26 protein-coding genes are annotated in these 25,124 nt (G+C 54.8%); 10 read left to right on the top strand and 16 right to left on the bottom strand.

The window, feature by feature from the left end:
- Positions 1–57 precede the first annotated feature (57 nt).
- The gene (locus GXX34_00130; protein HHW05931.1) at positions 58–513 is read right to left on the bottom strand and encodes a DUF441 domain-containing protein; all 456 of its coding nucleotides are present in this window, start codon (positions 511–513) and stop codon (positions 58–60) included.
- 601 nt (positions 514–1,114) lie between these two features.
- Here GXX34_00130 and GXX34_00125 point away from each other — a divergent pair.
- On the top strand, positions 1,115–1,270 hold the full coding sequence (locus tag GXX34_00125; protein HHW05930.1) for a hypothetical protein: 156 nt from the start codon (positions 1,115–1,117) through the stop codon (positions 1,268–1,270).
- Between the two features lie 75 nt (positions 1,271–1,345).
- Here GXX34_00125 and GXX34_00120 read toward each other — a convergent pair whose 3' ends face one another.
- From GXX34_00120 to GXX34_00105, 4 genes are all read right to left on the bottom strand, one after another.
- On the bottom strand, positions 1,346–1,492 hold the full coding sequence (locus tag GXX34_00120) for a hypothetical protein (protein HHW05929.1): 147 nt from the start codon (positions 1,490–1,492) through the stop codon (positions 1,346–1,348).
- A 45-nt stretch (positions 1,493–1,537) separates the two neighbouring features.
- A complete protein-coding gene (locus GXX34_00115; GenBank protein HHW05928.1) occupies positions 1,538–2,581 on the bottom strand; it encodes an HD domain-containing protein in 1,044 nt (347 codons plus the stop codon).
- Positions 2,582–2,635: 54 nt separating this feature from the next.
- A complete protein-coding gene (locus GXX34_00110; GenBank protein ID HHW05927.1) occupies positions 2,636–3,739 on the bottom strand; it encodes a prephenate dehydrogenase in 1,104 nt (367 codons plus the stop codon).
- Between the two features lie 91 nt (positions 3,740–3,830).
- Positions 3,831–4,778, bottom strand: a complete 948-nt coding sequence (locus GXX34_00105; protein ID HHW05926.1) for a LysR family transcriptional regulator — start codon at positions 4,776–4,778, stop codon at positions 3,831–3,833.
- A 123-nt stretch (positions 4,779–4,901) separates the two neighbouring features.
- On the opposite strand from GXX34_00105, the gene GXX34_00100 reads away from it, so the two are divergent.
- The 3 genes from GXX34_00100 (at position 4,902) to GXX34_00090 (ending at position 7,154) form a co-directional block, all read left to right on the top strand.
- Positions 4,902–5,804, top strand: coding sequence for a hypothetical protein (locus GXX34_00100; protein ID HHW05925.1), 903 nt, complete (start codon positions 4,902–4,904; stop codon positions 5,802–5,804).
- Complete coding sequence (locus GXX34_00095; protein ID HHW05924.1) at positions 5,794–6,879, top strand: nitrilase; 1,086 nt, start codon at positions 5,794–5,796, stop codon at positions 6,877–6,879. The genes GXX34_00100 and GXX34_00095 overlap by 11 nt, the downstream gene beginning before the upstream one ends.
- Before the next feature lie 86 nt (positions 6,880–6,965).
- On the top strand, positions 6,966–7,154 hold the full coding sequence (locus tag GXX34_00090) for a ferredoxin (GenBank protein HHW05923.1): 189 nt from the start codon (positions 6,966–6,968) through the stop codon (positions 7,152–7,154).
- Between the two features lie 62 nt (positions 7,155–7,216).
- Here GXX34_00090 and eam read toward each other — a convergent pair whose 3' ends face one another.
- Together eam and GXX34_00080 are read right to left on the bottom strand one after the other, a co-directional pair.
- Complete coding sequence (gene eam, locus GXX34_00085) at positions 7,217–8,527, bottom strand: glutamate 2,3-aminomutase (protein ID HHW05922.1); 1,311 nt, start codon at positions 8,525–8,527, stop codon at positions 7,217–7,219.
- A 368-nt stretch (positions 8,528–8,895) separates the two neighbouring features.
- Positions 8,896–9,429, bottom strand: coding sequence for a rubrerythrin family protein (locus tag GXX34_00080; GenBank protein ID HHW05921.1), 534 nt, complete (start codon positions 9,427–9,429; stop codon positions 8,896–8,898).
- A gap of 158 nt (positions 9,430–9,587) precedes the next feature.
- Between GXX34_00080 and GXX34_00075 the strand changes: the two genes are divergently transcribed.
- Positions 9,588–10,643, top strand: a complete 1,056-nt coding sequence (locus GXX34_00075; GenBank protein HHW05920.1) for a hypothetical protein — start codon at positions 9,588–9,590, stop codon at positions 10,641–10,643.
- A gap of 27 nt (positions 10,644–10,670) precedes the next feature.
- Here the strand turns inward: GXX34_00075 and fdhF are convergent, their stop codons facing one another.
- The 7 genes from fdhF to GXX34_00040 all read right to left on the bottom strand — a co-directional run bounded on the left by fdhF (position 10,671) and on the right by GXX34_00040 (position 18,592).
- Positions 10,671–13,349: a formate dehydrogenase subunit alpha gene (gene fdhF, locus GXX34_00070; protein HHW05919.1), complete on the bottom strand. Its 2,679-nt coding sequence runs from the start codon at positions 13,347–13,349 to the stop codon at positions 10,671–10,673.
- A gap of 88 nt (positions 13,350–13,437) precedes the next feature.
- Complete coding sequence (ilvN, locus tag GXX34_00065) at positions 13,438–13,950, bottom strand: acetolactate synthase small subunit (protein HHW05918.1); 513 nt, start codon at positions 13,948–13,950, stop codon at positions 13,438–13,440.
- A gap of 49 nt (positions 13,951–13,999) precedes the next feature.
- The gene (locus GXX34_00060) at positions 14,000–15,226 is read right to left on the bottom strand and encodes a Ger(x)C family spore germination protein (protein ID HHW05917.1); all 1,227 of its coding nucleotides are present in this window, start codon (positions 15,224–15,226) and stop codon (positions 14,000–14,002) included.
- Positions 15,219–16,331 (bottom strand): endospore germination permease, encoded by a 1,113-nt coding sequence (locus tag GXX34_00055; GenBank protein ID HHW05916.1) that lies wholly within the window; start codon positions 16,329–16,331, stop codon positions 15,219–15,221. Before GXX34_00055 ends, GXX34_00060 begins: the two co-directional genes overlap by 8 nt.
- Before the next feature lie 7 nt (positions 16,332–16,338).
- On the bottom strand, positions 16,339–17,823 hold the full coding sequence (locus GXX34_00050) for a spore germination protein (protein ID HHW05915.1): 1,485 nt from the start codon (positions 17,821–17,823) through the stop codon (positions 16,339–16,341).
- Between the two features lie 115 nt (positions 17,824–17,938).
- The gene (locus GXX34_00045; GenBank protein ID HHW05914.1) at positions 17,939–18,139 is read right to left on the bottom strand and encodes a hypothetical protein; all 201 of its coding nucleotides are present in this window, start codon (positions 18,137–18,139) and stop codon (positions 17,939–17,941) included.
- Between the two features lie 198 nt (positions 18,140–18,337).
- A complete protein-coding gene (locus tag GXX34_00040; GenBank protein HHW05913.1) occupies positions 18,338–18,592 on the bottom strand; it encodes a DUF3243 domain-containing protein in 255 nt (84 codons plus the stop codon).
- 1,179 nt (positions 18,593–19,771) lie between these two features.
- Here GXX34_00040 and GXX34_00035 point away from each other — a divergent pair.
- The 5 genes from GXX34_00035 to GXX34_00015 all read left to right on the top strand — a co-directional run bounded on the left by GXX34_00035 (position 19,772) and on the right by GXX34_00015 (position 24,025).
- On the top strand, positions 19,772–20,422 hold the full coding sequence (locus GXX34_00035; GenBank protein ID HHW05912.1) for a uracil-DNA glycosylase: 651 nt from the start codon (positions 19,772–19,774) through the stop codon (positions 20,420–20,422).
- Between the two features lie 169 nt (positions 20,423–20,591).
- Entirely contained in the window at positions 20,592–22,265 is a 1,674-nt protein-coding gene (locus tag GXX34_00030; GenBank protein ID HHW05911.1) for a HAMP domain-containing protein, read from the top strand.
- Positions 22,266–22,282: 17 nt separating this feature from the next.
- Positions 22,283–22,603 (top strand): STAS domain-containing protein, encoded by a 321-nt coding sequence (locus GXX34_00025; GenBank protein ID HHW05910.1) that lies wholly within the window; start codon positions 22,283–22,285, stop codon positions 22,601–22,603.
- Entirely contained in the window at positions 22,600–23,010 is a 411-nt protein-coding gene (locus GXX34_00020) for an ATP-binding protein (protein HHW05909.1), read from the top strand. The genes GXX34_00025 and GXX34_00020 overlap by 4 nt, the downstream gene beginning before the upstream one ends.
- On the top strand, positions 22,982–24,025 hold the full coding sequence (locus GXX34_00015; GenBank protein HHW05908.1) for a fused response regulator/phosphatase: 1,044 nt from the start codon (positions 22,982–22,984) through the stop codon (positions 24,023–24,025). Before GXX34_00020 ends, GXX34_00015 begins: the two co-directional genes overlap by 29 nt.
- A gap of 13 nt (positions 24,026–24,038) precedes the next feature.
- On the opposite strand, the gene GXX34_00010 is transcribed toward GXX34_00015, so the two are convergent.
- Positions 24,039–24,392 (bottom strand): LysM peptidoglycan-binding domain-containing protein, encoded by a 354-nt coding sequence (locus tag GXX34_00010; protein ID HHW05907.1) that lies wholly within the window; start codon positions 24,390–24,392, stop codon positions 24,039–24,041.
- A 105-nt stretch (positions 24,393–24,497) separates the two neighbouring features.
- Positions 24,498–25,124: hypothetical protein (locus GXX34_00005; GenBank protein ID HHW05906.1), on the bottom strand; the 627-nt coding region annotated here is incomplete at its 5' end.

Here is a 25,124-nt window from a genome sequence, read left to right as displayed (position 1 = left end):
TTTTTATGTATGTTTTCTGCGTCTTGATTGAAAAACCTTCTTTTAACATATCTAATTTTAGGATTTGAAGTATTGGCATAAGGACAGGATCAAGGCGGCTATCCCTCCGGCCATCAACGGTCCCACCGGCACGCCGCCAAGAAAGACAATCCCCATGATGGAACCCACCACCAGGCCCACCATCAGGGAAGGTTCCAACTGGAGCAGGTGCAACCCTTTGCCGTTCATGTGGGTGGCCAGGGCCCCGCTGACCAGGGCCACCAGCCCGGGCCAGCTGAGGAAGGAGCGAACAATATCTTGCGGGGCTACCCTGCCCGAGGCAAAGGGCACCAGCACGGACAGCATGAGAAACAATAGTCCCATTTCCAGGCCGCGCCTCTCCAGCAAAGGCAAATAGTGCTCCAGCCGGGCAAATTTCACCACCAGCAGGATCGCGGCAGCCATAGCAACAATGTTGGAACGACCCAACATGCCTAACAAAAGAATACAGAGCAAAAGGGCATTGCCAGTCACTTGCCTCTCCCTTTCCGGACATCCGCCTTAACTATTGTAAATATATGCCCTGCATGTATCCGTCAGACTGCCTGCCGGTGATTCCATTGGCAATTTCAGGCCGGCGGCGCCAGGGTGATGCCTAAATTCGCCAGTTTAATTCTCATGTTTGCGGGCATGCTATTAGCACAGGAAACGTCCCGGGTGAAACTGGCCTGCGTTTCCTTTTAGATAGAAACCGCCTCAAGGAATTTTGTGGGGCGGTTTCTACTATTTTGGGCAGGCCGGGATGCGATCCTCATCTACCGAGCCATACCCGCTGTAAATATGAGGGGATGATGGCAGTGGAAGCCGCGGGCATTGCTTTAAGCCAAGGGGACTTAAGGGAACTGGGCGCAGCATCAAGGAAAACCTCATCTGGGCCTTCTTTTCCCGGATCTGGCCGGCGCCGTCATGATCTTGAGTCTGGTTTCCGTGGCCGTCAATGCACTGCGCCCCAAAGGCTATGACAACAAAACCGGGAGCCCCGGACTTATGTGAGCTTATTTCCTAATTGTTGCAGGAATATCAGGAAAGCATAGCGAATATGTAGGCTCAGGACAATGTACGGGGAGGGACCGAAATGGCTGGCCATAATGACAACCAGACGCCGTTACTCCAGACATACTGGCTGCCGCGGAACAGCCAGGAAGCAGCAGCGGCGAACTTTTTCGCTTGGATACTATTTGCTGCCTGCGTTTTGTTTACCATTTACCTAACCATGACTTTCGGCGCCTAAGAAAACGGCATCCAAGTTTTTCTCCTTGGATGCCGTTTTTGTCCACCGCCTGCCGCCGCTATGCCGGTGGTTTTTTTATTCCCAAAGCACAACGGCCGCTTTAGCCAGTTCCGGGTCGAATTGGGTCCCGGCCCCTTTGAGGATCTCCTCCCCTGCCTCCCGAAAAGTCCGGTTCCGCTGGTAAGACCGGTGGGAAGTCATGGCATCAAAAGCATCTGCCACAGCCAATACACGGGCCCCGTGGGGAATCTCCTCGCCCCCCAGCCCTTAAGGGTATCCTTTCCCGTCGTACCGTTCATGATGGCCGGCCGCCACCCAGGCCAGGTGCTTCAACCCTTTAATGATAGTCAGCAATTCCGCCGTCCGGGCCGGATGCTTGCGGACGATGGTCCATTCATGCTTATCCAGGGGACCGTTTTTATCCAAAATCCGGTTAGGCACGGAGATCTTGCCGAAATCATGCAAGAGGCCCGCAATCTCCAGGTCCGCCAGTTCCGGCTCCCCATAACCGACGGCTTGGGCCAGCTTCAAGGCATAGGACGCCACCCGCTGGGAATGGCCCATGGTATACCTGTGCTTGGCATCAATAATCTTGGCAAAGATCCTGACCGTAGCCCTCAAGGGCTGGGGATGGCGGCAGTCCACCGCCGGCAGGGCGGCCAGGGTTTCTTCCATCAGGAAAGGCAGGTTGTCGTAGTCTTGAATGACTTGGTAATAAGGGGTTTCAGCCACCGCCGCCAGGAAGGCCTCCACCACCTCCGGCATGAAAACGGTCCCGGCCCGGCTCTTGATAATCTCCAGGGCCTTTTTGCCTTCGTCCCTGGCGTGTAAACGGAGCAGGATATCCAGTTGGTCGGCAACGGCCACGATCTGCCCACCGACCGTGAGCTGATGATGGCGCTTATGGGAGGGGGTACCGGTGCCGTCCCAGTGTTCGTGGTGTTCCAGGATGTAACGGGAAGCCTCGTGTAAGGCCGGCAGTTCCCGTACAATAGCGGCACCTTTTTCCGAATGCTGCAGGATAACCGGATCGGTGGCAGGAGCACCGCTGATCATCTGGTGCACGATATGGTCGTCCAAGCCCATGGCACCAATATCATGGAGCAGGCCCGCATAAAAGACATCGCTCACCTTATCCGGCAAGATCTCCGCCGCCGTGCGCCCGGCCACCAGCGCTACCCGCCAGGCATGGAAGAGTTTACCCCTGGCATCCATATCCAGGGCCATGGACAGAGCCACCATTAACTCATTAAATACCTGTTGATCATCAAAACCGGTTTGTACTTCCTGTTGTTTCCCTTGTCCTGTCATCAGCTCACCTCTTCATCTATGACAGCTCTCCCCCTGCCCCTGGGGGCAAAGGGGCTAGGATTTCAGCCAAGCCACGTAATCGTTATTGGTCAGCACCTTTAGGGCCCGGCCGGCTTCTTCCCCGGTGGCAAACCCCAGCCGGATGGTGCCGCCGTCCCCTTCGCGAATCCGCAGGATTTCAATGTCCATAATGTTAATCCCGTTAATACCTAATAGAGCCGCCAGCTTTCCGATTTCTCCGGGCCGGTCCGGCACCGTCACCACCACTTCGTGGATGCCCGGCAGCAATCCTTTCTGCTTGGCCGGGATCTGGCTCCTCAGTTCCTGGGCCTGCCGGAGCAGCCGGTAGACCCGCTCCCCCTGCTCCGACCGGATGGCTTCTTCCAGTTCCGTCAATGCCTCCCGGAAACACTGGATCATTGGGAGCAGGGTTTCCCTATTATCCAGGAAAATATCCCGCCACATTTCCGGGGAACTGCCCGCAATACGGGTGGCATCCCGGAAACCGCCGGCGGCCAGGGGAAAAATCCCGGGCAGGGTTTGTTCCCTCTTGGCTACCGCGTTGACTAAAGCCGCCGCCGCCACATGGGGCAAGTGGCTGATGGCAGCCACAATCTGATCGTGCACCTCCGGTGACATGAGGAGTACCTGGGCCCCCACGGCACGGACCAGCTCTTGCACCACCTCTACCGCTGCCGGGTCCGCGTCGGGTAAAGGGGTTAGCACGTAAACGGCGTTTTCAAACAGGTAAGGATCGGCTCCTTTAATGCCTTTCATTTCGGAACCGGCCATGGGATGGCCCCCCACATAAGTTACCCCCGGGGGCAAAAGGGGCCGGAGCTCCGCTACCAGCTTGCTTTTGGTGCTTCCCACATCGGTAACCACCGCTCCCGGTTTTAAATGAGGTGCTGCAGCCCGCAATAGCCCGGGCATGGCCTTTACCAGGGTAGCAAAAATCACCACATCGGCCTCCTGCACTCCCCGGGCCATGTCAGTGGTACCCCAGTCGATGGCTTTCATAGAGACTCCCAGATCCAGGCTTTCTTGATCGATATCCACCCCTACCACCGTAAGTTCCGGCTTGGCCCTCTTTAAAGCCAGGCCGTAGGAGCCCCCAATCAGCCCTAAACCGACAATCGTCACCTGCCGTAGTACCATCCTCAAACCTCCTTAATGGGGTCAGGCCGGAAAAGACACCGCGTTTTCCGCCTGCCGTACTACCGTCCTACCAATACACTTTGCGCCAGCTTCATCCCTGAAGCTGGCGTTCCTTCACATGGACCGGGCCGGTACCGTGAGGTCCTTGGACCACGGCCTCAGCAATGAACTCCAGAAAAGCATTGGCCAGGGGACTCAAGGTCCGCTGGGCATGTAAGGCGAGGTAAATATGTCGTTTGAGATCCAACCCTTGGACTTGGATTTCCCGCACATGGCCTAAACTCAGCGCATCCGTCACCGCCAGCCGTGACACGAAGCTCACGCCCAAATCGGCGGCCACGGCCGTAATGACGGCCCTGGTACTGCCTAACTCCATCTCTATCTCCAACCGCTCCACGTCCACGCCTTTGGCTGCCAGTTCTTCTTCGATGACCATCCTGGTGCCGGAGCCCTCTTCCCGGAAAACGAATTTGGCCTGCACCAGGTCTTCAAAAGGAATGGCGCCCGCCTCCGCCCAGGGATGCCGCGCCCCGGCAATCAGGATCAGTTCATCTTCGATCAACGGGCGAAAGATCAATTTATCCTCCGAAGGCTTGGCCCCGATCACGCCAAGGTGGATACTGTCCATCAGCAGTTTATCCACGATGTCCCTGGTATCGCTAATGGATAAAGTAATATTGATCTCAGGGAAAAGTCCCTTGAACTGGCCGATATAATAGGGCAGCAGGTATTCCCCGGGAATGGTGCTGGCACCGATTTTCAGCGTTCCTTTGCCCAGCCCTTTATACTCTTCAATAGTATACATTAACTTCTCGTAAAGGTTGGTTAACCGCTTGGCATCGGTATAGAAAATGCGCCCGGCTTCCGTCAAGGTCACTTGCCGGTCCCCCCGTTCCAGCAGGGTTAAGCCGAGCTCCGTCTCCAGGGACTTAATCTGCCAGCTGATGGCCGGCTGGGTCATGTACAGTTTCTTGGCCGCCTTGGTAAAACTGCCGAGTTCGGCGACGGTCACGAATGTGGTGAGTTGGCGAAAATTCAACAACGGCTTTCACTCCAACTGGTTTTTCCCTTCCTCAGGCCGCATATCTAAAGTATATTATACCTGCGATCAAATAAATTACCAAGCAGGAGAGGTTGATTATCTGGTAATCTTTAGTCTAAAATGGGAAAAAGACCTGGGCGGGAGGAAAAAGGGATGAAAATTGTCGCCGCAAACGCTGTTTTGGCGGGAGCCCGATTCCATGGGCCCGAGGAATTCTGGTCCCAAGTCAACTCCACGCTGCAGCAGGTGAAGGAACATGGAACCCAACTGGTCCTGTTCCCCGGGTTGACCGGCTGGATCTACTACCAGGCGGTGCTGGGCCGCCGGGCGGAACCCGCCGAACTGGTGCCCAGGGCGGCGGAACAGGCCCCCTCTTTCGAAGAAGGGTTTCGCCGCTTGGCCCGTAAGTGGCAGCTGTATCTCTGCCCGGGCAGCACCTCGGTCAAGGTACAGGACCGGTACTATTTGGCCGCCGCCCTGTTTGACCCCCAGGGGAATAAAATCGGGCAGCAATGCCAGACCCACCTGTCCGGAGAAGAACAGGCCTGGGGATTGGCCAGGGGAGAGGAACTCCAGGTCTGGTCCACCTCTTTCGGCCGGCTTGGCCTGGTAGTGGGCACTGACATCTGGCATCCCGAGGTGAGCCGGATCCTGGCCCTGCAAGGGGCCGAGCTGGTACTTGCCCCCGCCGCCGTGCCGGCCCCTTATAACCGGTGGCGGCAGGTGGCCGCCATGTGGCAGGAGGTGCAGCAAAACCAGTTCTTTGCCCTGGAAAACTGGCTGCAAGGCACCGTCGGTACCGTCGCCTTCGACGGTTTTGCCCCCATCCTGGCGCCTTGTGAAATGACCCCGCAGGAAACAGGCTACCTGGCCAACGAAAGAAAGACTGCCTGGGCCCTCTTGGACTTTGACAGGCGGCGGCAAGTGATCGCTGCTTATCCCCTCTTAAAACATCTCAACCCGGCTTTGTATCAAGCTCACCTGCCGGGGATCTACGAAAGGGGTGGGGACGATGCTTCTTGATGGCGTGGTCAACAAGATCCTGACTCCATACCTGTCCTTTCGCACCCGGCCCCGGCTGGTCAGGCGGTTTCTGCATGGAAAAAACATCAAACCCGGCACCCGGGGACAAGGTATAAAACCGGGCCGGATACGGGTGGCGGCAGCCCAAGTGCCCCTGTACCTGGTAGAAGACCCGCTGGAATGGGTGGAGCTGATCTACCGCCAGGTGGTCAAAGGGGTCGAGGCGGGGGCCCAGTTAATTGTTTTCCCCGAGCATATCACCCTGCATCTCTTGGGGCTGGTGCCCGGCGTCAAGCAACTGGCCCGGCTCGACCTGCTGCAGGGAAACGGCTCTCCCGGCGCAGCGGCTTTGCCCGTAAGCTTCGCCGGTCTATTCGGGGCCTTCGGGGCTGGGGTAGAGGGCTTGTACCGGGCCACCATGAGCAGCCTGGCCGGGGCCTTTGGGATCTACATCATGGGAGGCAGCCGGTTGGTGCCGGATGACGCAGGAAAAGTGGTCAACCAAGCTTCCCTGTTTGACCCCCAAGGCAGGCTGGTGGGCTCCCAAAACAAAGCCCATCTCTTGCCCCTGGAAGCCCAGTGGGGCATCTGCCGGGGGAACCGGCTGGAGATCTTTGACACGGCACTGGGTAAAATTGCTTTCCCCGTCTGCATGGATGCCACCTATTTTGAGACTTTCCGGATTTTATCCCTGCTGGGGGCCGAGATCGTGATCATTCCCATTGCCAACCCGGAGGAATACAACCTGTGGAAGGCCTTACGGGGCATCTGGCCCCGGGTGCAGGAAAGCTGTGTGTACGGTATCAAAAGCGCTTTAGTGGGAAAAGGTTTCTTTGGCTTGAATTTTACCGGCAAAGCCGGGATCTTCGCCCCCCTGGAAATCCAGCCGCCTGACGGGCTGGTGGCTTTGGCGCAAAGCCCGGATCAGGAAGACCTGGTCGTCGGGGATTTGGATCTTATTCAGCTGCGCGCGGCCCGGGCCCGCCGTTTCAGGGAAGAAAACTTAAACCTCCCTTTATACCGCCGGTATTTTCCTGCCATCTACGCAAAGGATGGGGCAGCCATTAAATGCTAAATACCCGGAGGATTTATTCCCGCCTTTTCTGTCAACAATAGGGTATGCAGGGGAACACTTTGCAATACTTAAGGAGGTAGCTGACAATGAAAGTATACGTGGATCCGGATTTGTGTATCGCTTGTGGTGCTTGTATTGATATAGCTCCGGAAATCTTTGATTATGATGAAGACGGGCTCTCCCACGCCATAGTGGACGCGGTACCCGAGGACCAGGAGGAACTGGCCCGGGAAGCCATCGAATCCTGCCCGACGGAGGCCATCAAGGAAGGATAACCATTAAACAACCTTAGCAGAATGTATAAAGCCATCGCCCGAAAGACGATGGCTTGTTTCCGTTATCTAGACCGCACATTGGGATATTCGAAAATCCGCTTTTCCCAGGTGCGGATATAGATCTTGTCTTTACCCGCGGAAACCAGGTATTCAGGCAGCATGGGTGTCTTGCCGTAACCGTCCGGGGCGTTAATGATATAAGTGGGCACGGCCAAACCGGAGGTATAACCGCGCAGGTGCTCCATGATCTCCAAGCCTTCGTCCACCGAGGTGATGAAGTGGCCGGTACCGATGACTTCTTTGGCATGGAAAATATAATAGGGCCGGATCCTGGCTTTCAACAGCTCATGGTTGAGCTTCTTCATGACATGCTTGTCGTTATTGACATGGCGCAGCAAAACGGCCTGGTTGCCCAGTACCACACCGGCCCGCACCAGCCGGTCGGCGGCTTGCACGGCTTCACTGGTAACCTCCTGCGGGTGGTTAAACTGGGTGTTGAGATAAAGGGGCGGGTGCTTTTCCAGTACCGCACATAATTCCGGGGTGATGCGTTGCGGCAAAGTCACCAGGGTTCTGGTACCGATCCGCTTGATCTCCACATGAGGAATGTTGTCCAGCTCCGTCAACAGCCAATCCAGCCGCTCATCGGAGAGCATGAGGGCGTCGCCGCCGGTGATCAAAACGTCCCGGATTTCCGGGTGCTGGCGGACATAATCCAAAGCCCCTTTTAATTCCTCCATGGTGCTGTGCCGGTCCGTTTCCCCGATATTTCTCCGCCGCTGGCAGTGGCGGCAGTACATGGCGCAGACATTGGTCACGTTAATAATCAACCGGTCGGGATAACGCCTGGTAATCCTGGGGGCAGGATTGGTAAACTCCTCACCCATGGGATCCGCTTCGCCGCAGCCCGGCGCCATTTCCGCCCATTGGGGGATGGACTGCAGGCGCACGGGATCTTTCGCATTTGCCGGATCAATCAGACTCAGGTAGTAAGGGGAAATAGCCCAGCGGAATTTTAAGCCGACTTCTTTGATTTCCTGCACTTCTTTTTCGCTTAATTCCAGAATTTCTTTGAGAATGTCCACGTCACTGATGCGGTGGGCCATTTGCCATTTCCAGTCTTGCCAGTCGGCTTCCGTCCCGTTCAGCAGCTTGAGGATCTTTGCTCTCCTTTCCCGGATCCGGTCTTCCATTTCCCTGCCGGAGGGAATGTGCTGCCGAGCCTCCAGGTAATCCTGAATCCTGCTTTTCAGTTCCAGGGCCCTCATATTCGAGATCCGTCTTTTTTCCTCGGGAGTCAGTTGGGCTTTTTTCAACTTAGCACGGTGATGTCCGTCTAACAGCAGCTCCGGGGTCAGCTCTCTTGTTGCCATGCGCATCAACCTCCCTTGCAAATTGGTTTCCTTCCATTACCTCCCCGCTCAATGATGCAGTAATCGGCAGGAAAAAAATGCCCTACGGAAAGTAGGGCATAAAAAAGCAAACTTTAATCACACGGGTTAAAGCTCCTACTTTCCACGCTTACGAAGTTAGCTGACGGGTTCGGGTCGAAAGCTAACCCTACTCTCAGCAACTGAGAGATTCACCCCAAAAAGTGGGTCCTCCGCTTCTCACGCCGGTGAGAATTCAGCGCTCCGCAGGTATTTTGTTTTGGTAAGTTATTATATCATATTAACCATTTTCCTGTAAAGCCGTCCCTACAAAAAATTAAAAACCTCGCCATGGAGCGAGGTTTTTACCACTAGTAGTTCTCTGCTTTCAGTTGGAAGTAAGCCCTGGGATGAGCGCAAGCCGGGCAAAGCTCGGGAGCTTCGGCGCCCGTATGGACATAACCGCAGTTGCGGCACATCCAGCGCTGTTCCGCATCTTTCTTGAATACTTTGCCTTCTTCAATATTCTGCAGCAGCTTTAAGTAACGTTTTTCGTGCTCTGCCTCGACGGTGGCTACTTTTTCAAAGAAAGCGGCAATTTCCGTGAAACCTTCTTCCCGGGCCTCTTCGGCAAACTTCTTGTACATTTCCGCCCATTCGTAATGCTCACCGGCGGCGGCATCCTTCAGGTTGGCCACCGTATCGCCAATACCGCCTAAGAACTTGAACGCTCTCTTCGCGTGTTCCTTTTCATGGTTGGCGGTTTCTTCAAAAATCGCAGCGATTTGTTCATAACCTTCTTTCTTGGCTACAGAAGCATAATAAGTATACTTGTTCCTTGCCTTGGACTCTCCGGCAAAAGCTTCCCACAAATTAGCTTCCGTTTTGCTGCCTTTCAGTTCCATGGCAATACCTCCTTAACATAAGTAGTATTAATTATTACATCTTCGGTAAAACTGTGCTCTTTCCTCTTTTTTTATCAAAATTTCCCCATCACTTAAATAATAGGATTGGCATATACTTATACAGCTGTTTTCAGCAAAACTAAGAAAGGGAGTAGGGCATGACCGCTTTAACGGTACGAAAGCTGGAGCACCGCCATAACTGGCGGGCTTTCGCCAAGCTAAAGGAACGGATTTACCCTTCCCTGCCCGGAATAGAGGAGGAGGCCTGGGAAGAAAGCCGCAGTCTCCGCTGGCTGAGCCAGCAGGATCCCCACAGGGAGCTGCAGGCTTTCTTAGCTTTTCGCCGGGACCGGGTGGTAGGTCGCATTGCGGCTATTGTGGATGAGCGGCACCTGCCCCAAGAGGAAGGTTTTTTCGGTTTCTTTGAGTGCCTGGAAGACCCGGAAGCGGCCCGGGCTTTATTAAACGCAGCCGCTGAAACCCTAAAAGCCCGGGGCAAGCAAGTGATGCTGGGCCCCATCTCCGCCAGCACCAATGAAAAGGTCGGCATCATGATCGAAGGTTTTGCCACCTTGCCTCATCCCAACGTGGCTTACAACCCGCCCTACTACCGGGATCTCTTAACAGGCTGCGGGCTGGAAAAAGCCATGGGGCTTTTGTCTTACTTGTGGACCAGGGATCTGCCGGTCTCCGAACGGCTTGCCACTTTGCGCGAAAGGGTTTTCCGGCGCCACCGGGTAGAGCTTCTTTTCCCGGCCCTGGGCAACCTGCATGAAGAAGCCCTCATCCTCCGGGACGTGTACAACGAAAGCCTGCAAAACAACTGGGGCTTCGTGCCCCTTACCCTGGCAGAAGCCAAGCGCATCATCCTGTCCTACCAATTGTCCCGGCAGCAGGAACTGCTGCTGCGGTTGGATGTGGACGATGAGCCGGCGGGGGCCTGCTTTTTGCAGCCCAATCCCCGCGCCCTCCTTCACCCGTCAACTCCTCCCCTCAGGGCGGCGGTGCTGGGGCTTAGGCCCAAGTTCCGGAACAAGGGTTTGAGCACCGTTTTAATCCTCAAAGCCATGGAGCTGGCTCTGGCGCAGGGATACGAGCAGGCGGAGATATCCCTCATCATGGAGAACAACCTGACGGTGCGGAGCCTGATTGAAAACACCCTGGGCTGCCCCGTCCTGCACCGGTACCAGGTGTACCGGGCGAGCATCAAATAGAAAGGAGCAGCGCTGGGCTGCTCCCTCTTATGACACTTTCTCGATGCGCACCGCCGACACCTTGTACTCCGCCGTCTTACTAATCGGGTCATAAGCGGAGTTGGTCAACTCATTGACCGGGGACTCCCAGTAGTGGAACGTCATGAACATAATGCCGGGCGGTACTTTTTCCGTAAGAGTGACTTTGGTGGTGATGGAACCGCGGCGGGAACTGACGCGGATCTCATCTCCCTCTTGCACGCCGATTTTCGCCGCATCCACCGGATTCAACTGGGCCAGCTCATGGGGACGCAGCCGGTCCAGGTTGGCGGAACGCCTGGTGGTCACGTTATAGTGATACAGCATCCGGCCGGTGGTCATGAGCATCGGGTATTCTTCATTGGTCAATTCCGCCGGTGCTTCATACTCTATGCCCTGCAGGAGACCTTTTCCTCTGGGGAAAGTGCCCTGGTGCAGGAACTTGGTGCCGGGATGGTCTTCCGACGGGCAGGGCCACTGGATGCCCACCTTGTCAATCCTGGCGTAGGTGATGCCGGCATAACTCGGTGTTAAGCTCCTCATTTCATTGAAAATCTGCTCACTGCAGCAGTAGTCCATGTCATAACCCATGCGGCGGGACAGGTCGCAGATGATCTCCCAATCCTGGCGGCACTGGCCGGGGGGTTCCACGGCTTTTCTCACTCTCTGCACCCGGCGCTCCGTGTTGGTAAAAGTGCCTTCCTTCTCGGCATAACAGGCCGCCGGGAGGAATACATCGGCATACTTGGCCGTCTCGGTGAGGAACAGATCCTGCACCACCATGAAATCCAGCTTCTCCAAGGCTTTCCGGACATGGTTGGCGTCAGGGTCCGTGAGAACCGGGTCTTCACCCATGATGTACATGGCTTTCACCTGGCCGTACAACGCCATATCAATCATCTCCGGAATGCGGAGACCCATTTGCCGGTTCAGGGTTACACCCCAGGCTTTCTCGAATTTCTCAATCACCTGCGGGTTGCTGACGGCTTGGTAGCCTGGGAAAACGTTGGGCAGGGCACCCATGTCGCAGGCCCCTTGTACGTTGTTCTGGCCTCTCAACGGGTTGACCCCGGCCCTTTCGAGGCCCACATGGCCGGTGACCATGGCCAGGTTGGCCAGGTTCATCACGTTGGCGGTACCGGTGGTATGCTCGGTGATACCTAAAGTGTAGTAAATACCGGCATGCTTGGTCTTGGCGTAAAGCTCCGCCGCCCGGTAGATCAGTTCTTCGGGAACACCGGTGATCTCGGCGGCCCGGCTGGGCGGGTAGTTTTGCACTACTTTCCACATGTCATCAAAGCCCTCGCACCGGGTTTCAATGAACTCCCGGTCTTCCCAGCCCTCGGTGATGATAATGTGAATCATCCCGTTGATCAAAGCCGCATCGGTACCGGGAATCAGCCGCAGCCATACGTCGGCCATTTCCGCCAGTTCCGTCTTCCTGGGATCGGCGACGATGAGCTTGGCTCCCCTTCTCTTGGCTCTCTTCATCTTGCTCCCGATCACCGGATGGGCTTCAGGGGCGTTGGAACCGATGACGAAAAGGCAATCGTTAAACTCAATTTCACCAATAGAGTTGGTCATTGCACCGCTGCCAAATACAGTAGCCAGACCGGCTACGGTAGGCGCGTGTCACGTCCGGGCGCAGTGGTCGACGTTGTTGGTGCCGATCACCGCCCGCACGAATTTCTGCATGACATAGTTGTCTTCATTGGTGCAGCGCGCGGAACTCAAAGCCGCGATGGCATCGCTGCCGTACTGCTCCTTGATCTCCTTGAACTTGGAAGCGACCAGATCCAAAGCTTCATCCCAGGTGGCCGGGACGAATTCCCCGTTTTTCTTGATTAAAGGCGTGGTAATCCTTTCCGGGCTGTAGATCATGTCGGTGTGGAAGCGCCCTTTCACGCAGAGGGCTCGCCCGTTGACCACCCCGTCCGGGTTACCGGTGGTGACGCCGATGATCTTGCCGTCTTTGACGTTCAGATCAAAATTGCAGCCCGTGCCGCAGAAAGGACAAGTGGTCCTGACTTTCTTGGTGATTTGCCAGGGCCTGGTACCCTTGAACTGCTTGTTGATCAAAGCTCCGGTGGGGCACATTTCCACGCACTGGCCGCAGAAACGGCAGTTCTCCAGGTTGAGATGCTCCCGGAAAGCGGTATCCACCACGGTCTGGAAACCCCGGCCCACGAAATCCACGGCATTGGTGCCTTGGACTTCGGCGCAGACCCGGACACATTTACCGCAGAGGATACATTTATTGTAATCCCGTTCGATGAGGTGATTGCCGGTGTCTTTCGGCACATTCCGGCGCTCACCGGCAAAGGTGGTGGTTTTCACACCGTAGCGATAACACAAGTCTTGTAACTGGCAATTCCCTGTTTTTTCACAAGTCAGACAATCCTGCGGGTGATTAGCCAGGATTAAATCGAGAATCATCTTCCTGGCTTCAACGACTTCCGGGGTCTCGGTTTGCACCACCATGCCTTCGGACACTACCGTCGTACAGGCCGTGGCCAGGTTGCGAAACCCCTCAATGGAAACAACACACATCCGGCAGGCACCTGCTGGGGTAAGATGCTTGTCATAGCACAGGTTCGGTATATCAATGCCGATTTCCCGGGCCGCCTCCAGCACGGTCGTACCTTCGGGAACTGACACAGGATGCCCGTCGATGGTCAAATTAACCATGGCACTCTCCCTCCCCCTGGGTTTCTTGTTTACCACGAGCGCATTGTCAGACAACCTATCATCAGCTTATATAAATGCTACAAAAATGTCAACAACATTGCTCTTTGCTTACAAATTTTGCCGCCTCCGGCCCCCGGGACAGGGAAATGGTACCGGTGCGGACGATCTCCACAATGCCGTGTTCCTTTAACACGTCCATCAATGCTTCAATTTTATCGCTTTCCCCTGTCAATTCCACGATCATGGCTTCCCTGGTCACATCCACGATCTTGGCCCGGAAGATATTGCAGATATCCACGATATCGCTTCTTTTCTCCGAGGAGGCCCGCACCTTGATTAAAGCCAGTTCCCGGACGACACATTTTTCCCGGGTCAAGTTGGTTACTTTAATGACGTCCACCAGTTTGGCCAATTGGTTCTCCACTTGCTGGATCTCGTCTTCTTCACATTCCACCACCAGGGTAATCCTGGTGATTTTGGGATCCTCCGTACGGCCGGCGGCAATGCTATCGATGTTATACGCCCGGCGGCTGACTAACCCGGAAATGTGAGACAGCACCTTGGGGCGGTTCACTACCAAAAGGGCCAGAATATGCTTCACGGTTCTCCCTCCTACCGGTTTATTAGTAGTATTATAAAGCATAAACCCGCTAGCGGGAAGGCACCGGTTCTTCAAAAATGCCGGTGCGGCGGATGGTCACTTTCACCTCTACCTCCACCGGCAGGCTGGCGAAATAGTCCCGCCACTGCTCCTTCACCAACTGCCAGTACTTGGGGTACCGGCGGTAAACCTGTTCCCCGAAGCCGAAAATATCCGCCCGGTATTCCTTGGCCTTGTTGAGGGCCGCCAGGATATCCTTTTTCAGTTCCAGAGCCGTTTTGCGGCCCACCTCATCGAAGAAGCCGGAGGTGACGGCGAAATCGCCCGGGAAAAAGCCTTCCAAATGCCCTTCTGCCTGGATCATGACTTTCATTTTAAGGTCACTCCCGGCGATCTCCGGGATGATCCTGCTGCTGGCCTTGATAATCCTGACATTGCCGTCAAAGGTATCATCATTGGCTAGATGGATAGGCACAATCGTCATCCGCGCTTTGCCGACCAGGAACAAGTAGCCCCGGGTTTCCAGATCACTGAACCAGCCGGCAAAGTCCCCCTTAGAAAAGACGGCGCCGCCGCTCAGTCTCATGGTGTGCCGCACGGACTCCTGCCCTGGAAGGTAGATAGCGGTAGGGGGCTCCGGAGTTTTGAAGACCTCTACCCGGCCGGTAATCACATCCTTGCCGGGTAAGGCCATGGCCTCTCCCACATCCCGGAAATTGAGGACTTCCGCTTTGGACAACCTTTTCCTGGTTTGCTGGATTAATTCCTCCAGTTCACCGGCCCGGGTGGGTTCCATTTCCGGCCCGGTCAGCAGCACTTCCTTGGCTGTTCCGTCGGCAATTAAGACCCAGTTCCGCAAACGGGCTTCATGGCTGCTGAAAAAGAGGGACAAGACTTCTTCCAGGTTATAATTCTCCACCGCCTCCTTACCAACGATCACGACCCTGGTGTGGGCGAAAAACAGCACCCGGGGTGTGCGGGCGCTGATGTGATTAATGGCTTCGTCGACGGTATCGCCGACGGAAGTCACAATCCAGCTGATGAGTTTTTGCCCGCTGCCTCCCCTGCTGATGCCGTCGCCGCCGGTGGGAGCCAGGGCTTTCGGGTGGTAAATTTCCATGGTCACTTCCCACTTGGGCTTCCCGTCTATTTCCACAAAATCAACGCCGATGGCGGAAACGATGGCTAGGTTTTCGATTTCCTTTTTACTCCAGCAGCCTGACACCCATAAGGTAAACCACAGTAGCAAGAACAGTAAACCGTACTTTTTAACCACGGGAGCCGGCTCCTTTCTTCTTGACCCAGGCCAGGCCCAGCAGCGCGCCGGGAATGATCAGTTGGAAGAGCAAGGAAAGGGGCGGAAACAGTTTTTCCAGGAACCAAACGACTTGGAGATCGTTTTTAAAAATATAAAGAGCCGCCACCAGGATGATGAGCCCCAGCCCGCCAAGGAGATACCCGTTGCTGCGCGGCAGGCCTAAAGCAGCTTTGGCTGACTCCGCCGCGATGTAGAAGAAAGCGCTGGCTTTCGTCACAACACTGCAGATCCAGATGATGAGTGCCAATCCTTCCGTCCGGTTCAGGAAATCACCGATGTTAATATAACGCACCACCGACAGGGTGGCCAGGGTTTCCCGGGAAGACAGTTCCTTGCCGAGAACGGTCAAAATGGTGAAAGTATCCAGGGCCAGGAGAATGCCGAGAATGGCCACCGCTAGGGTGCCCAGCCTGGGGCCGTCCCAGGGTTCCTTCAGGTGGGAGACCAGCCACAGGAGCACAAAAACCTCACCGCGGAAAGCGCAGGGGACGATGGCCCCTTTAAGCACAGGCACAAAACCGTTTTCCATAAAGGGCAGCAGCCTGTCCAATTTCACATCCTTGGCCAAAAACAGGAACAAGAAGGCAATGGTAAAAAACAAGAGGGGTAGGTGGAATTGATTCACCCGGCAGATAACTTCGATGCCGCCCCAGGTGGCATAAATGCACAGCACCAGGAGGGACAAGTGAAAGACCAGCATGGGCGTCTCCGGCATGAAAGCGGTACTGAGGACATTGCCGAACTCCCGCACGATCACGATCAATAATGTGACCGCGTAAAGGCAATAGAGGAAATTGATGAGCCGCGCCATCCATTTGCCGGTCAGGGCCTCGGTGTACTCCCGGAATGAGAGGCCGGCAAAGCCCAGGGCCAGTCTAGTGGTAACCCAGACCACCAGCAGCCCGTACAAAGTGGCTGGGACCAGAATTGACAGCCAGGCATCCCGCCCCGCAATTCTAATAGACATCGAAGGGGCGTAAAGAATAGCCGTCGCTCCCACCAGGGTAATGAGGAGCAGGACCAGCTGCCCGCCGGAGATTTGCGTGTAATTGTGATCGTTCATTCCTGCATCACCTTCTTTTCGCCATCATCCACCAGGGCGCCCGCACAAAGGAATCCTTTAAGCCTTTTATATGCACGGGAGAAAGCAGTGAGAGATAGGGCACGCCAAAGGAGCGCAAGGTGCACAGGTGGGTCAGGATCGCCATCAGGGCCACCATCACCCCGAAGAAGCCCAGGGCAGCGGCAAAAAACATCAAGGGAAACCGCAAAAGCCGGATGGCAAAAGCCCCCGACGGGGTAGGAATAATGAAAGAAGCCAGCGCCGTTAAGGAAACGACGATTACCATCGCCGGGGACACCAGGCCGGCGGAAACGGCGGCGTTACCGATCACCAGAGCGCCCACAATACTGGTGGCTTGACCCACGGGGCGGGGCAGCCTGATACCCGCTTCCCGCAAGATCTCAAAGGTGGTTTCCATCAAGAAAGCCTCAAGGAAGGCGGGAAAAGGTACCGGTTCCCGGCCGGCGGCGATGGACAATAGCAAGCTGGTGGGCAGCAGTTCCTGGTGATAAGTCACGATGGACACATAAGTAGCGGGCAGGATCAAAGCAATATTCAAAGCAACAAAACGCACCAGCCTGGTAAAAGTGGCATAAATGGCCCGGGAATAGTAGTCTTCCGAGGCGAACAGAAAACGGAAAAAGGTCACCGGCATCAGCAAGGCAAAAGGTGTATTGTCTACCAAAACCGCCACCTGCCCTTCCAGCAGCCCGGCGGCCACTTTATCGGGCCTTTCGGTGGAATCGATTTGCGGAAAAGGGGACCAGGGCACATCCTCCATGAATTCTTCGATATAGGCACTTTCCAAGACACCGTCAATGTCAATTTTCGCCAGCCTGCTTTTCACCTCGGCGACTATTTTCGGCTCCGCCACCCCATCCAGGTAAGCAACCACCACATCGGTCCGGGTCATGGTACCGATGCGCAGCTTCTCCAGTTTCAGGGCAGGAGTCCTCAGCCGGCGGCGTAACAGGGTCACATTCACCGACAGCACTTCCACGAAAGCGTCCCTGGGACCCCGAATGACCGTTTCCGTATCGGATTCGTTAATGGCGCGCCGCTCCAACTGCTTGACGTTCATCCGGACAGCCTGGTTCACGCCGTCCACCAGCAGGACGGCGCTGCCGTTGAGAATAGCATTAACCGTCGGTTCAAATTCTTCTTCAAGGCTGATCTCCAAGGTCTCCACCAAAGAATCGCAGACGGTTTTCATTAAATCCCAGTCAGCATGACAAGGGGCCACCTGCTTAGTTAGGGCGCCCATGACGTGCTCTTCCAGGGACCTGACTTCCACCAGGTTTTCGATGAAAATCAAGCAGGCCTCCCGGGCCGGTTCCGTGTTCAGTTTGAACCGCCGGTATTTCACATCAAAGCACAAGTTGAATATATCCTGCAGAACGCTGAGGTTCACTTCCAGGTCATGGTAAAGTCCGTGATGAGGCAGGTCCCGTATTTGGCCGCCTTTCAGCCTGTCCATTAATCTCCGGAACACACCCTGTCCTCCTTTTTCCCGGTGATCTATAGTATGGCTACATCTCCTTTCCGGTTATGCAAGGCAAGAAAAAACCGGTGGTAAGCCGTTACCTCCGGTTACGGTGAAAAAATCTTCAAGTTTCATGGGAATCAGGATACATGAGCACTACCCGGTCATCAGGGGCTATCTTTTCATCCAGGGGCACCGGTTTACCGTTGATCAAGACCAGCACATCTTCGCCGGTCACACCCAAGGACCGGATGAGATCTCGGGGGGTCGTCGCTGCATCGACTTCCAGGTAACCACTTGGGTCAAAGCGGTCCCCGGCCTGCATTGTGTGTTTTAGAGCTCCCATCAAATGCAATTTGATGCGCATTGCCTGTCAACAACTCCTCTCTTCAGCTATGCCTTTATCATATGCCCCCCCGAGCCTAAAATTGCCTGCTGCCGGCTTTTTTCAAGGCTGGTCCGGCTAAAATACAACCGGTGTCACAGGGAAGGCCTACCCGGCCTCCCCTTCCGTCACCGGCCGTTAATGGGTCGTTCTTTTCTCCACCAGCTTGATCATGACATTGGCCAGGGCTTCCTTTTCCTTGCGGTCCGCCACTTCCCACATCTTCTTCAACAAGCGGTTTTCCGGCACATCCGGATCAATGGTATCAAAGAGAAAATCGCCCAGCTCAGCGGCTGATTTCGTTAAGAGCTTTTTCGGCATTTTCATAGACTGGGCTTTGCTCAAGGCCGTACCCAACGTATCCAGCCATTGCTCCCAAGATGTAATTTCCAAAATCTCTACCCCCTTTTGCTGACTCTAATTGTATTGTGTCTCCATCCACCCGAACTTATCCTGCCGCGCTGACCGGTGGGACAAAGAATTTTCTTCCTGGCGATCCTGTAACCCTTTGCGCCCGCTTCCCATAGTATGGTATCAAAGCATACACCATTCATGCTCTTAACCAGCAAACGACGAGTTGATTAATTGAAAGGAGGCTTGCTATGGGTACCGGAGTCGGCGGCGGTTACGGCGGCTATCGCGACAACTTAGCTTTCGCGATTTTCCTCATTCTAGTTCTTTTAATCTTCTCCATCGATAAGAAGAAGTATTAAGCAAGGGAAGGAGGTAAATTTATGAGCAAGGGCTTCTTTGGCGACACCCTCGCTTTTGCCATTTTCTTGATCCTGGTGCTGCTCATCTTCTCCATTGACAATTATTAATATCTAAAAGACCGGGGCCTCCCGGTCTTTATTACCAATGAATAACACAGCCTGCGGCTGTCACCATCCAAAAATCCTCCCATAGTATATAGGAGAAGGAAAGAAAGGAGGATTTTTGCATGAGCAACAGTGCAACCGGAGGAGGGGGCAAGGGCGGCTACTGGGGCAGCAACTTGGCTTTTATGGTGTTTCTCATTTTGATCTTGTTAATTTTCGCCATTGACTAGTAAACCTGGCAACATAGTTTAGGGATTCCCAGCAAATCCCTACCGGAAAGGAGGCTTCATGATGGGAGGCAGCTTCTTCAATAACCAGCTGGCTTTCGCCATCTTCTTAATCCTCGTGCTGCTGGTGTTCTCCATTGACTATTAATCCATGGACATAGGCCGGGCAACCCGGCCTTCAGCTTTTTGACCCACTGCCCTTCAGCATTGGCTGTTAATGGCCTGCGGCCAAGAGCCCGATTGGGGAATGAGCTCAACAGCGGTCGCCGTCCTATGGCCGTCATCATCCTTTTAGGTCTTAATAGCCCTTTCGGCCTATGGCCGGGGCGACGGAAACCCAGCCCGGCGACTGGTGCCTGACCACCGTTAAGGGCTCCCTGCATTTAAGCCGTTCCTTGCAGTGCACCAGGAGCCTGCACTCCGGGAGGTCAAGAACTCAACTGAGACGGCAGGCCCGCGTAATCTGTGGTTCCGCGGCAGGTTTTTCTCCCCGGCCGGTGGAATAGATCTAAAAAACACCCGGAAGGATGAAGCTTGTGGATTTGTCGTTAAAAGAACTGCAACAGCAGCTAGCCCGGTGTCAAAACTGCTCATTATGGCAGACCAGGACCCGGGTAGTTATTGGGGAAGGGGATCCCAAGGCGAAACTGCTCCTTTTGGGGGAGGCCCCCGGGGGACATGAAGACATGGTTTCGGGACAAGCTTTTACCGGAGAAGCAGGTGAATACTTACAGGAATTCCTGGCCTTCCTCAACTTGACCCGGGAACAGATTTACCTGACCAATACCGTGAAATGCCGGCCCACCAAACCTTCCGCCAGGGGAAGATACGGGGCTTATGCCAATCGCCGGCCCAAAGCCTCGGAAATCCAAGCCTGCAGTCCCTGGCTGGAACAGGAGCTCAAACTGGTCTCCCCGGAGATCATCGTCACTTTAGGCACGGTGCCCCTGAGCCGCCTCCTGGGGAAAAACTGTTCCATGAAGGATTTCCACGGCACTCCATTCTTTGACGAGGGGCACCGGGCTTGGGTCTTCCCTCTTTTCCACCCGGCAGCGGTGATCTACAACCGCCGGCTCAAATCCGTGTATTTATCTGACCTGGCGCGGCTGAAAGAATTCATGGTTACCGTATCCTCACGAGCCCAATCCGGAGAAGGGCTACCCGGCCCGGAACGCTGACCATCATATGCCTTGATCGTTGACTGTCATAACCCCAGGGGATACCCCCGGGGGTTATTTTGTTTTTCCCTCCGGGGGGAGGAAAAAGGAACCAAGAAACGAAATATATAGGGTTAAATCGTACAAAGAAATCCAACTATTGGCGATGCTATGGAAAGGGTGAGCAGACATGACCTGGATTCGCAAGCGCTTATTAGTCGGATTTGGCACAGTATTTACGTTTATGTTAATCTTGGGAATTATCGCCTACTGGGGCACCGATTTCATGAACAGTGTAGCGGCGGACGTCAACGCCCAGGCCTTGCTGCATAAAGAGCTGCTGGAGGCGGAAATCGCCCACGATAAGTTCATGACGGATTTTTATTTCATGTTCCTGACCAACATCTTGCCGCGGGAGCCGGGGGGGCCCCATGATTGTGATTTCGGCAAGTGGTACGACGGCTTTTCCCCGCCGGCCCACATGGAAGAGATCTACACGGCCATTAATGACCCGCACCAGCGCATCCACCGGTACGCCCATCAAGTCTGGGAGCTGGCAGAAGCCGGGGACTTCACCGGGGCCCAGGACATCTTCCTCCATCAGGTATCCCCGGCCCTCAATGAACTCAAAGGCCTCTTAGAGCAGCTGCGAGAACTGGTGGGGCAGGAAACGGAACAGAGCATGCTGTCCGGGCAAGAAAAAGCCCTGCAGGTAAAAATGTTGATCCTGGCCGCGCTGCTGGTCACGCTGGCCATCGCCAATCTCCTGGCCCATGTCACGGCCAATGCCATCTCCAACCCGATTAAACTGCTGGCCGGTATCAGCCAGCAGGCGGCCCAGGGAGACCTGACCGTCCAGATACCGGCCCTGCGGGTCAAAGGGGAAGTAAAAGAACTGGTGGATGCCTTCACCACCATGCTGCACAACCTGAAACAGCTCATCGCCAATATCGCCCATACCACCAAAGATACCAACGAAGCCGGCGAGCTTTTGGCCGGCAACGCGGATGAGACGAAACGGGCGGCGGAGCAGATTTCCATGACCATTCAAAACATCGCTGAAAGCGGGGACCGGTTGGCCAAGCAGGCCGATAAGCTGAAAGAACAGTCCGACAGCGTCAAAGCCATTGCCTTGGGGCTCAAGGAGACGGCGCTGAACAACTTGGACCAGGCCAAGCAAGCGGAGCACATGGCCCAGCAAGGAAACAAAGCGGTCAATGCGGCCATCGCCCAGTTAACGTCGGTGACGGAGACGGTGGATTTCGCCACGGATGCCATCCAAAAATTGGGTATGCGTTCCGGGGAAATCGCCGCCATCGTGGAAATCATTGACGGCATCGCCTCCCAGACCAACCTCTTGGCTTTGAATGCCGCCATTGAAGCTGCCCGGGCCGGGGAATCAGGCCGGGGATTTGCGGTAGTGGCGGAAGAAGTGCGCAAGCTGGCGGTGGAATCCGCGGCGGCCGCGGAAAAAATCACCAGCTTAATTGAGGACATTCAATCAGAAACGACGGTGACCGTTAATTCCATGGAAGTGAACAGTGAGGAAATTGCCAAGCAAATGGCCATCATCCAAAGGGCGGGAGAGTCCCTCAATGCCCTGGTGGACAGTGCCGTCAATTCCCGCGCGGCGGCGGAACGATTACTGGAGATGAGCGGTGTGCTGGAAAACAACGGTACCGCACTGGCATCCCTGGTGGAAGCCATGACGGACAGCATTGTGGAAAATGCCGCCGGCTCCGAAGAAGTGGCCGCCTCGGCAGAGGAGCAAACGGCGGCCCAGGACGAGGTGGCGGCCCTGGCGCAGAAACTGAAGCTCTTGACGGAGGATTTAGCCAAAGCGGTAGCTATTTTTAAAGTTTAAATGAGGCGGGTGACCATATGCTGCAGGTGGAACGGCGGCAAAACAAGTTATATGTCTTCCTGTCAGGGGAGCTGACTTTCTTCAATTCCACGGAAACCAAGGAGAAGATTAAAGAGCAAATCCGCGGTGACGAAGAACAAGTGATCTTGGATGTGTCCGCATTGGAAATGATCGACAGTTCCGGTGTCGGGGTAATCATTTCCTTGCTGAAAAAGCTGAACGGCAAAGATTTAATTATAGTGGCTCCGCAACCAAAAATCGCCCGGGTCTTTGAAATTACCCGGATCAATCAAATTGTGCCCATCCTGCCGTCTTTGGACCAGATGCACCGGCAATGAAGTGGTACTGTACCGTCAAGAGCAGCAAAGCGGAGCTACAAAAAGCCAGAAGCCTGGCATTGGCCGTACTGCAAGAGTGGGGGATTCCTACCTCCATGAACTTCGATTTTGACCTCATACTCTGTGAATTGCTGGCCAACGCCGCCGCCCACGGCAATAATTGGGAGCCGGATAAAAGAGTCTATCTCAGCATGCGGTGGAAGCCAAGCCGGAGCATGGTGCTTATTTTCGTAGCGGACGAAGGACGCCAAACTATTCTCGCTGACGTGGAAACCGTTCCCTGCTCGGAATCGGGACGGGGCCTGTCCATCCTCAATGAGCTAGCCGATCGATGCAAATTCGGGAGTGGGAGAGTCTGGATTAGAAAGGGCGTTATGAATGGGGAAGAAAATCCTAGTAGTGGATGATGACCGTCTCAGTAGGGAACTGCTGGTCGGCTTTTTAACGAAGGAGAAATACACCGTGCTGGAAGCGGCCAGTGCCGGCGAAGCCAGGGTGCTGATTTACAAAGAAAAACCGGATTTAATCCTGTTGGATGTGATGATGCCCGGCGAAGACGGGTTTAGTTTTTGTTCCTATGTGAAAAAGAAATGGCAGGAACCTTTCCTGCCCGTGATCCTGATTACGGCCTTAAATGACCGGCAGAGCAAGCTGCAAGGGCTGCGGGCCGGGGCTGATGATTTTTTGTCCAAACCGGTGGACACCATTGAACTAATGATCAAAGTGCGCAACATGCTGAAAATCCGGGAACTGCATGCCAACTTGTACAATGAACTGGTTTTTGCCAGGCGAGTACAGGAAAACCTGTTTTTCGCGGAAAACCACCTGCAGCCCCAGGATAAGCTGTTCTACCGGCCCTGCCGCCCGGTGGGCGGTGACCTGATTGAAACCTGGGAACAACCAGACAGCCGCTGGGCTTTGCTGGCCGATGCGGCGGGGCACGGCCCTTCCGCCGCTTTAATTGCCACGGCAGTCAAAGCATTGATTGATAAGAAGTGCCAGGACCCGGCCCTTTTGCTGGACCGCTTGAATCGGAAACTGTGCAGCTTGCTGGCCAATGAAGACACGGCTTACTATGTCACGGCCATCTGCACCAAAATCGAGGAGGAAAAGATCAGCTTTGCCGGTGCCGGGCATCCTCCCTGCTTGCTCAAATCCCGGGGCCGCGTCCGGCAGCTCCCCAGCCAGGGGATGCCCCTGGGCATCAGCACCGGCATCACCTTTGAAAAAGGCATTGCTTTTTACCAGCCCGGGGATTCCCTGCTGCTGTACAGCGACGGGCTGTTTGACATTCTCAATGAGCAAGAGCTGAAAGAAATGCTCCTCCTATCAGACCAGGAAGAGTTTCACCTCTCCCTGCTGGCTAAGATCAACAGCTGCAAACCCCAGGATGATATTTCCTTTCTCCTGTTAAACTTATAAACTTCCGGCGTTTCTAGGACTCGGGCAGGCATAAAAGCTGTCCCACTTGTAAGTTATGGGGATCCACAAAGGGGTTGAGTTCTATTAGCCTCTCCACGGTGGTCCCTATTTCCCTGGCGATTTTATAAAAGGTGTCCCCCGGGGCCACTTCCCAGTACAGGCCGGAGGGGCAGGGGGTCTCCCCCGGCAGGCAGAGAAACTGTCCCGGCTGGAGGTTAAGGGGATCCACATGGGGATTGAGGCTGACCAACTCATCCAATGAAATGCCCACCCTGGAGGCAATGGTTGTTAAAGTCTCTCCCGCCTTCACCCGGTAATAGCGGCCTGAGGCACAGGGCGGGAGCAGGTTTTGTTCCGGTACGGACATGACTGTTCACCTGCTTTACTTCCTTTTTCATAATCATATTCCATACCTAAAATACCTGTTAAAAAAGAGTGGCTGTCCACCACTCTTTTTCCTGTCCGCTTTTATTTATTTCGTTGCTTTTCTATAACCGTCTCTAAACCCGTCGACAAACCCGTCTACATAGGCATCGCTCTTTTTCCCTAAATTGAATTCGCTCTTGTAATCAGCGATAATGTCCTTGTCTTTAGGTAGTGAGCTATAGTAATCTGCGTCGTCAAAACCTACATCATAGCCATCCCAATATCCCATGGTATAATCATAGCCCTCTTCATAAGCTTCTTTAAAGCCATCTTTATACCCATCCAGGAAACCATCGGCGTAATCATCGCTCTTATTGCTCAGCTTGTAAGTCTTGGAAATACTGCTGTCACTGGAGATAGCATTCTTCCAATTACTCTTTTTCCCGTCTTCCGCATCGTCTACCCCGGCGTCATAGCCGTCATCTTCCCCGGCGTCATAGCCGTCATCGTAACCTCTGTCGTAGTCCTCTTCCTTCTTAGCCTTGTCCTCCACCTGAGCACGGCCTTCCTGCAGGCCCTTGACGTAACCGTTCAGTTCCCCCGCTGCGTACCCTTGCTGGTAGCTTTCCTGTTTAATCTTGTCTATTTGGGCTTGATCCATGGTCGCCTTAGTGGTGATAATCACCCGGCCCTGGGCGCCGTCCCAGTCCACCGTGGCTCCGGTGGCTTCGGA

It is taken from the genome of Clostridia bacterium (assembly GCA_012840125.1).
Classification (GTDB): domain Bacteria; phylum Bacillota; class DULZ01; order DULZ01; family DULZ01; genus DULZ01.
This window is presented reverse-complemented; position numbering and strand designations above follow the sequence as displayed.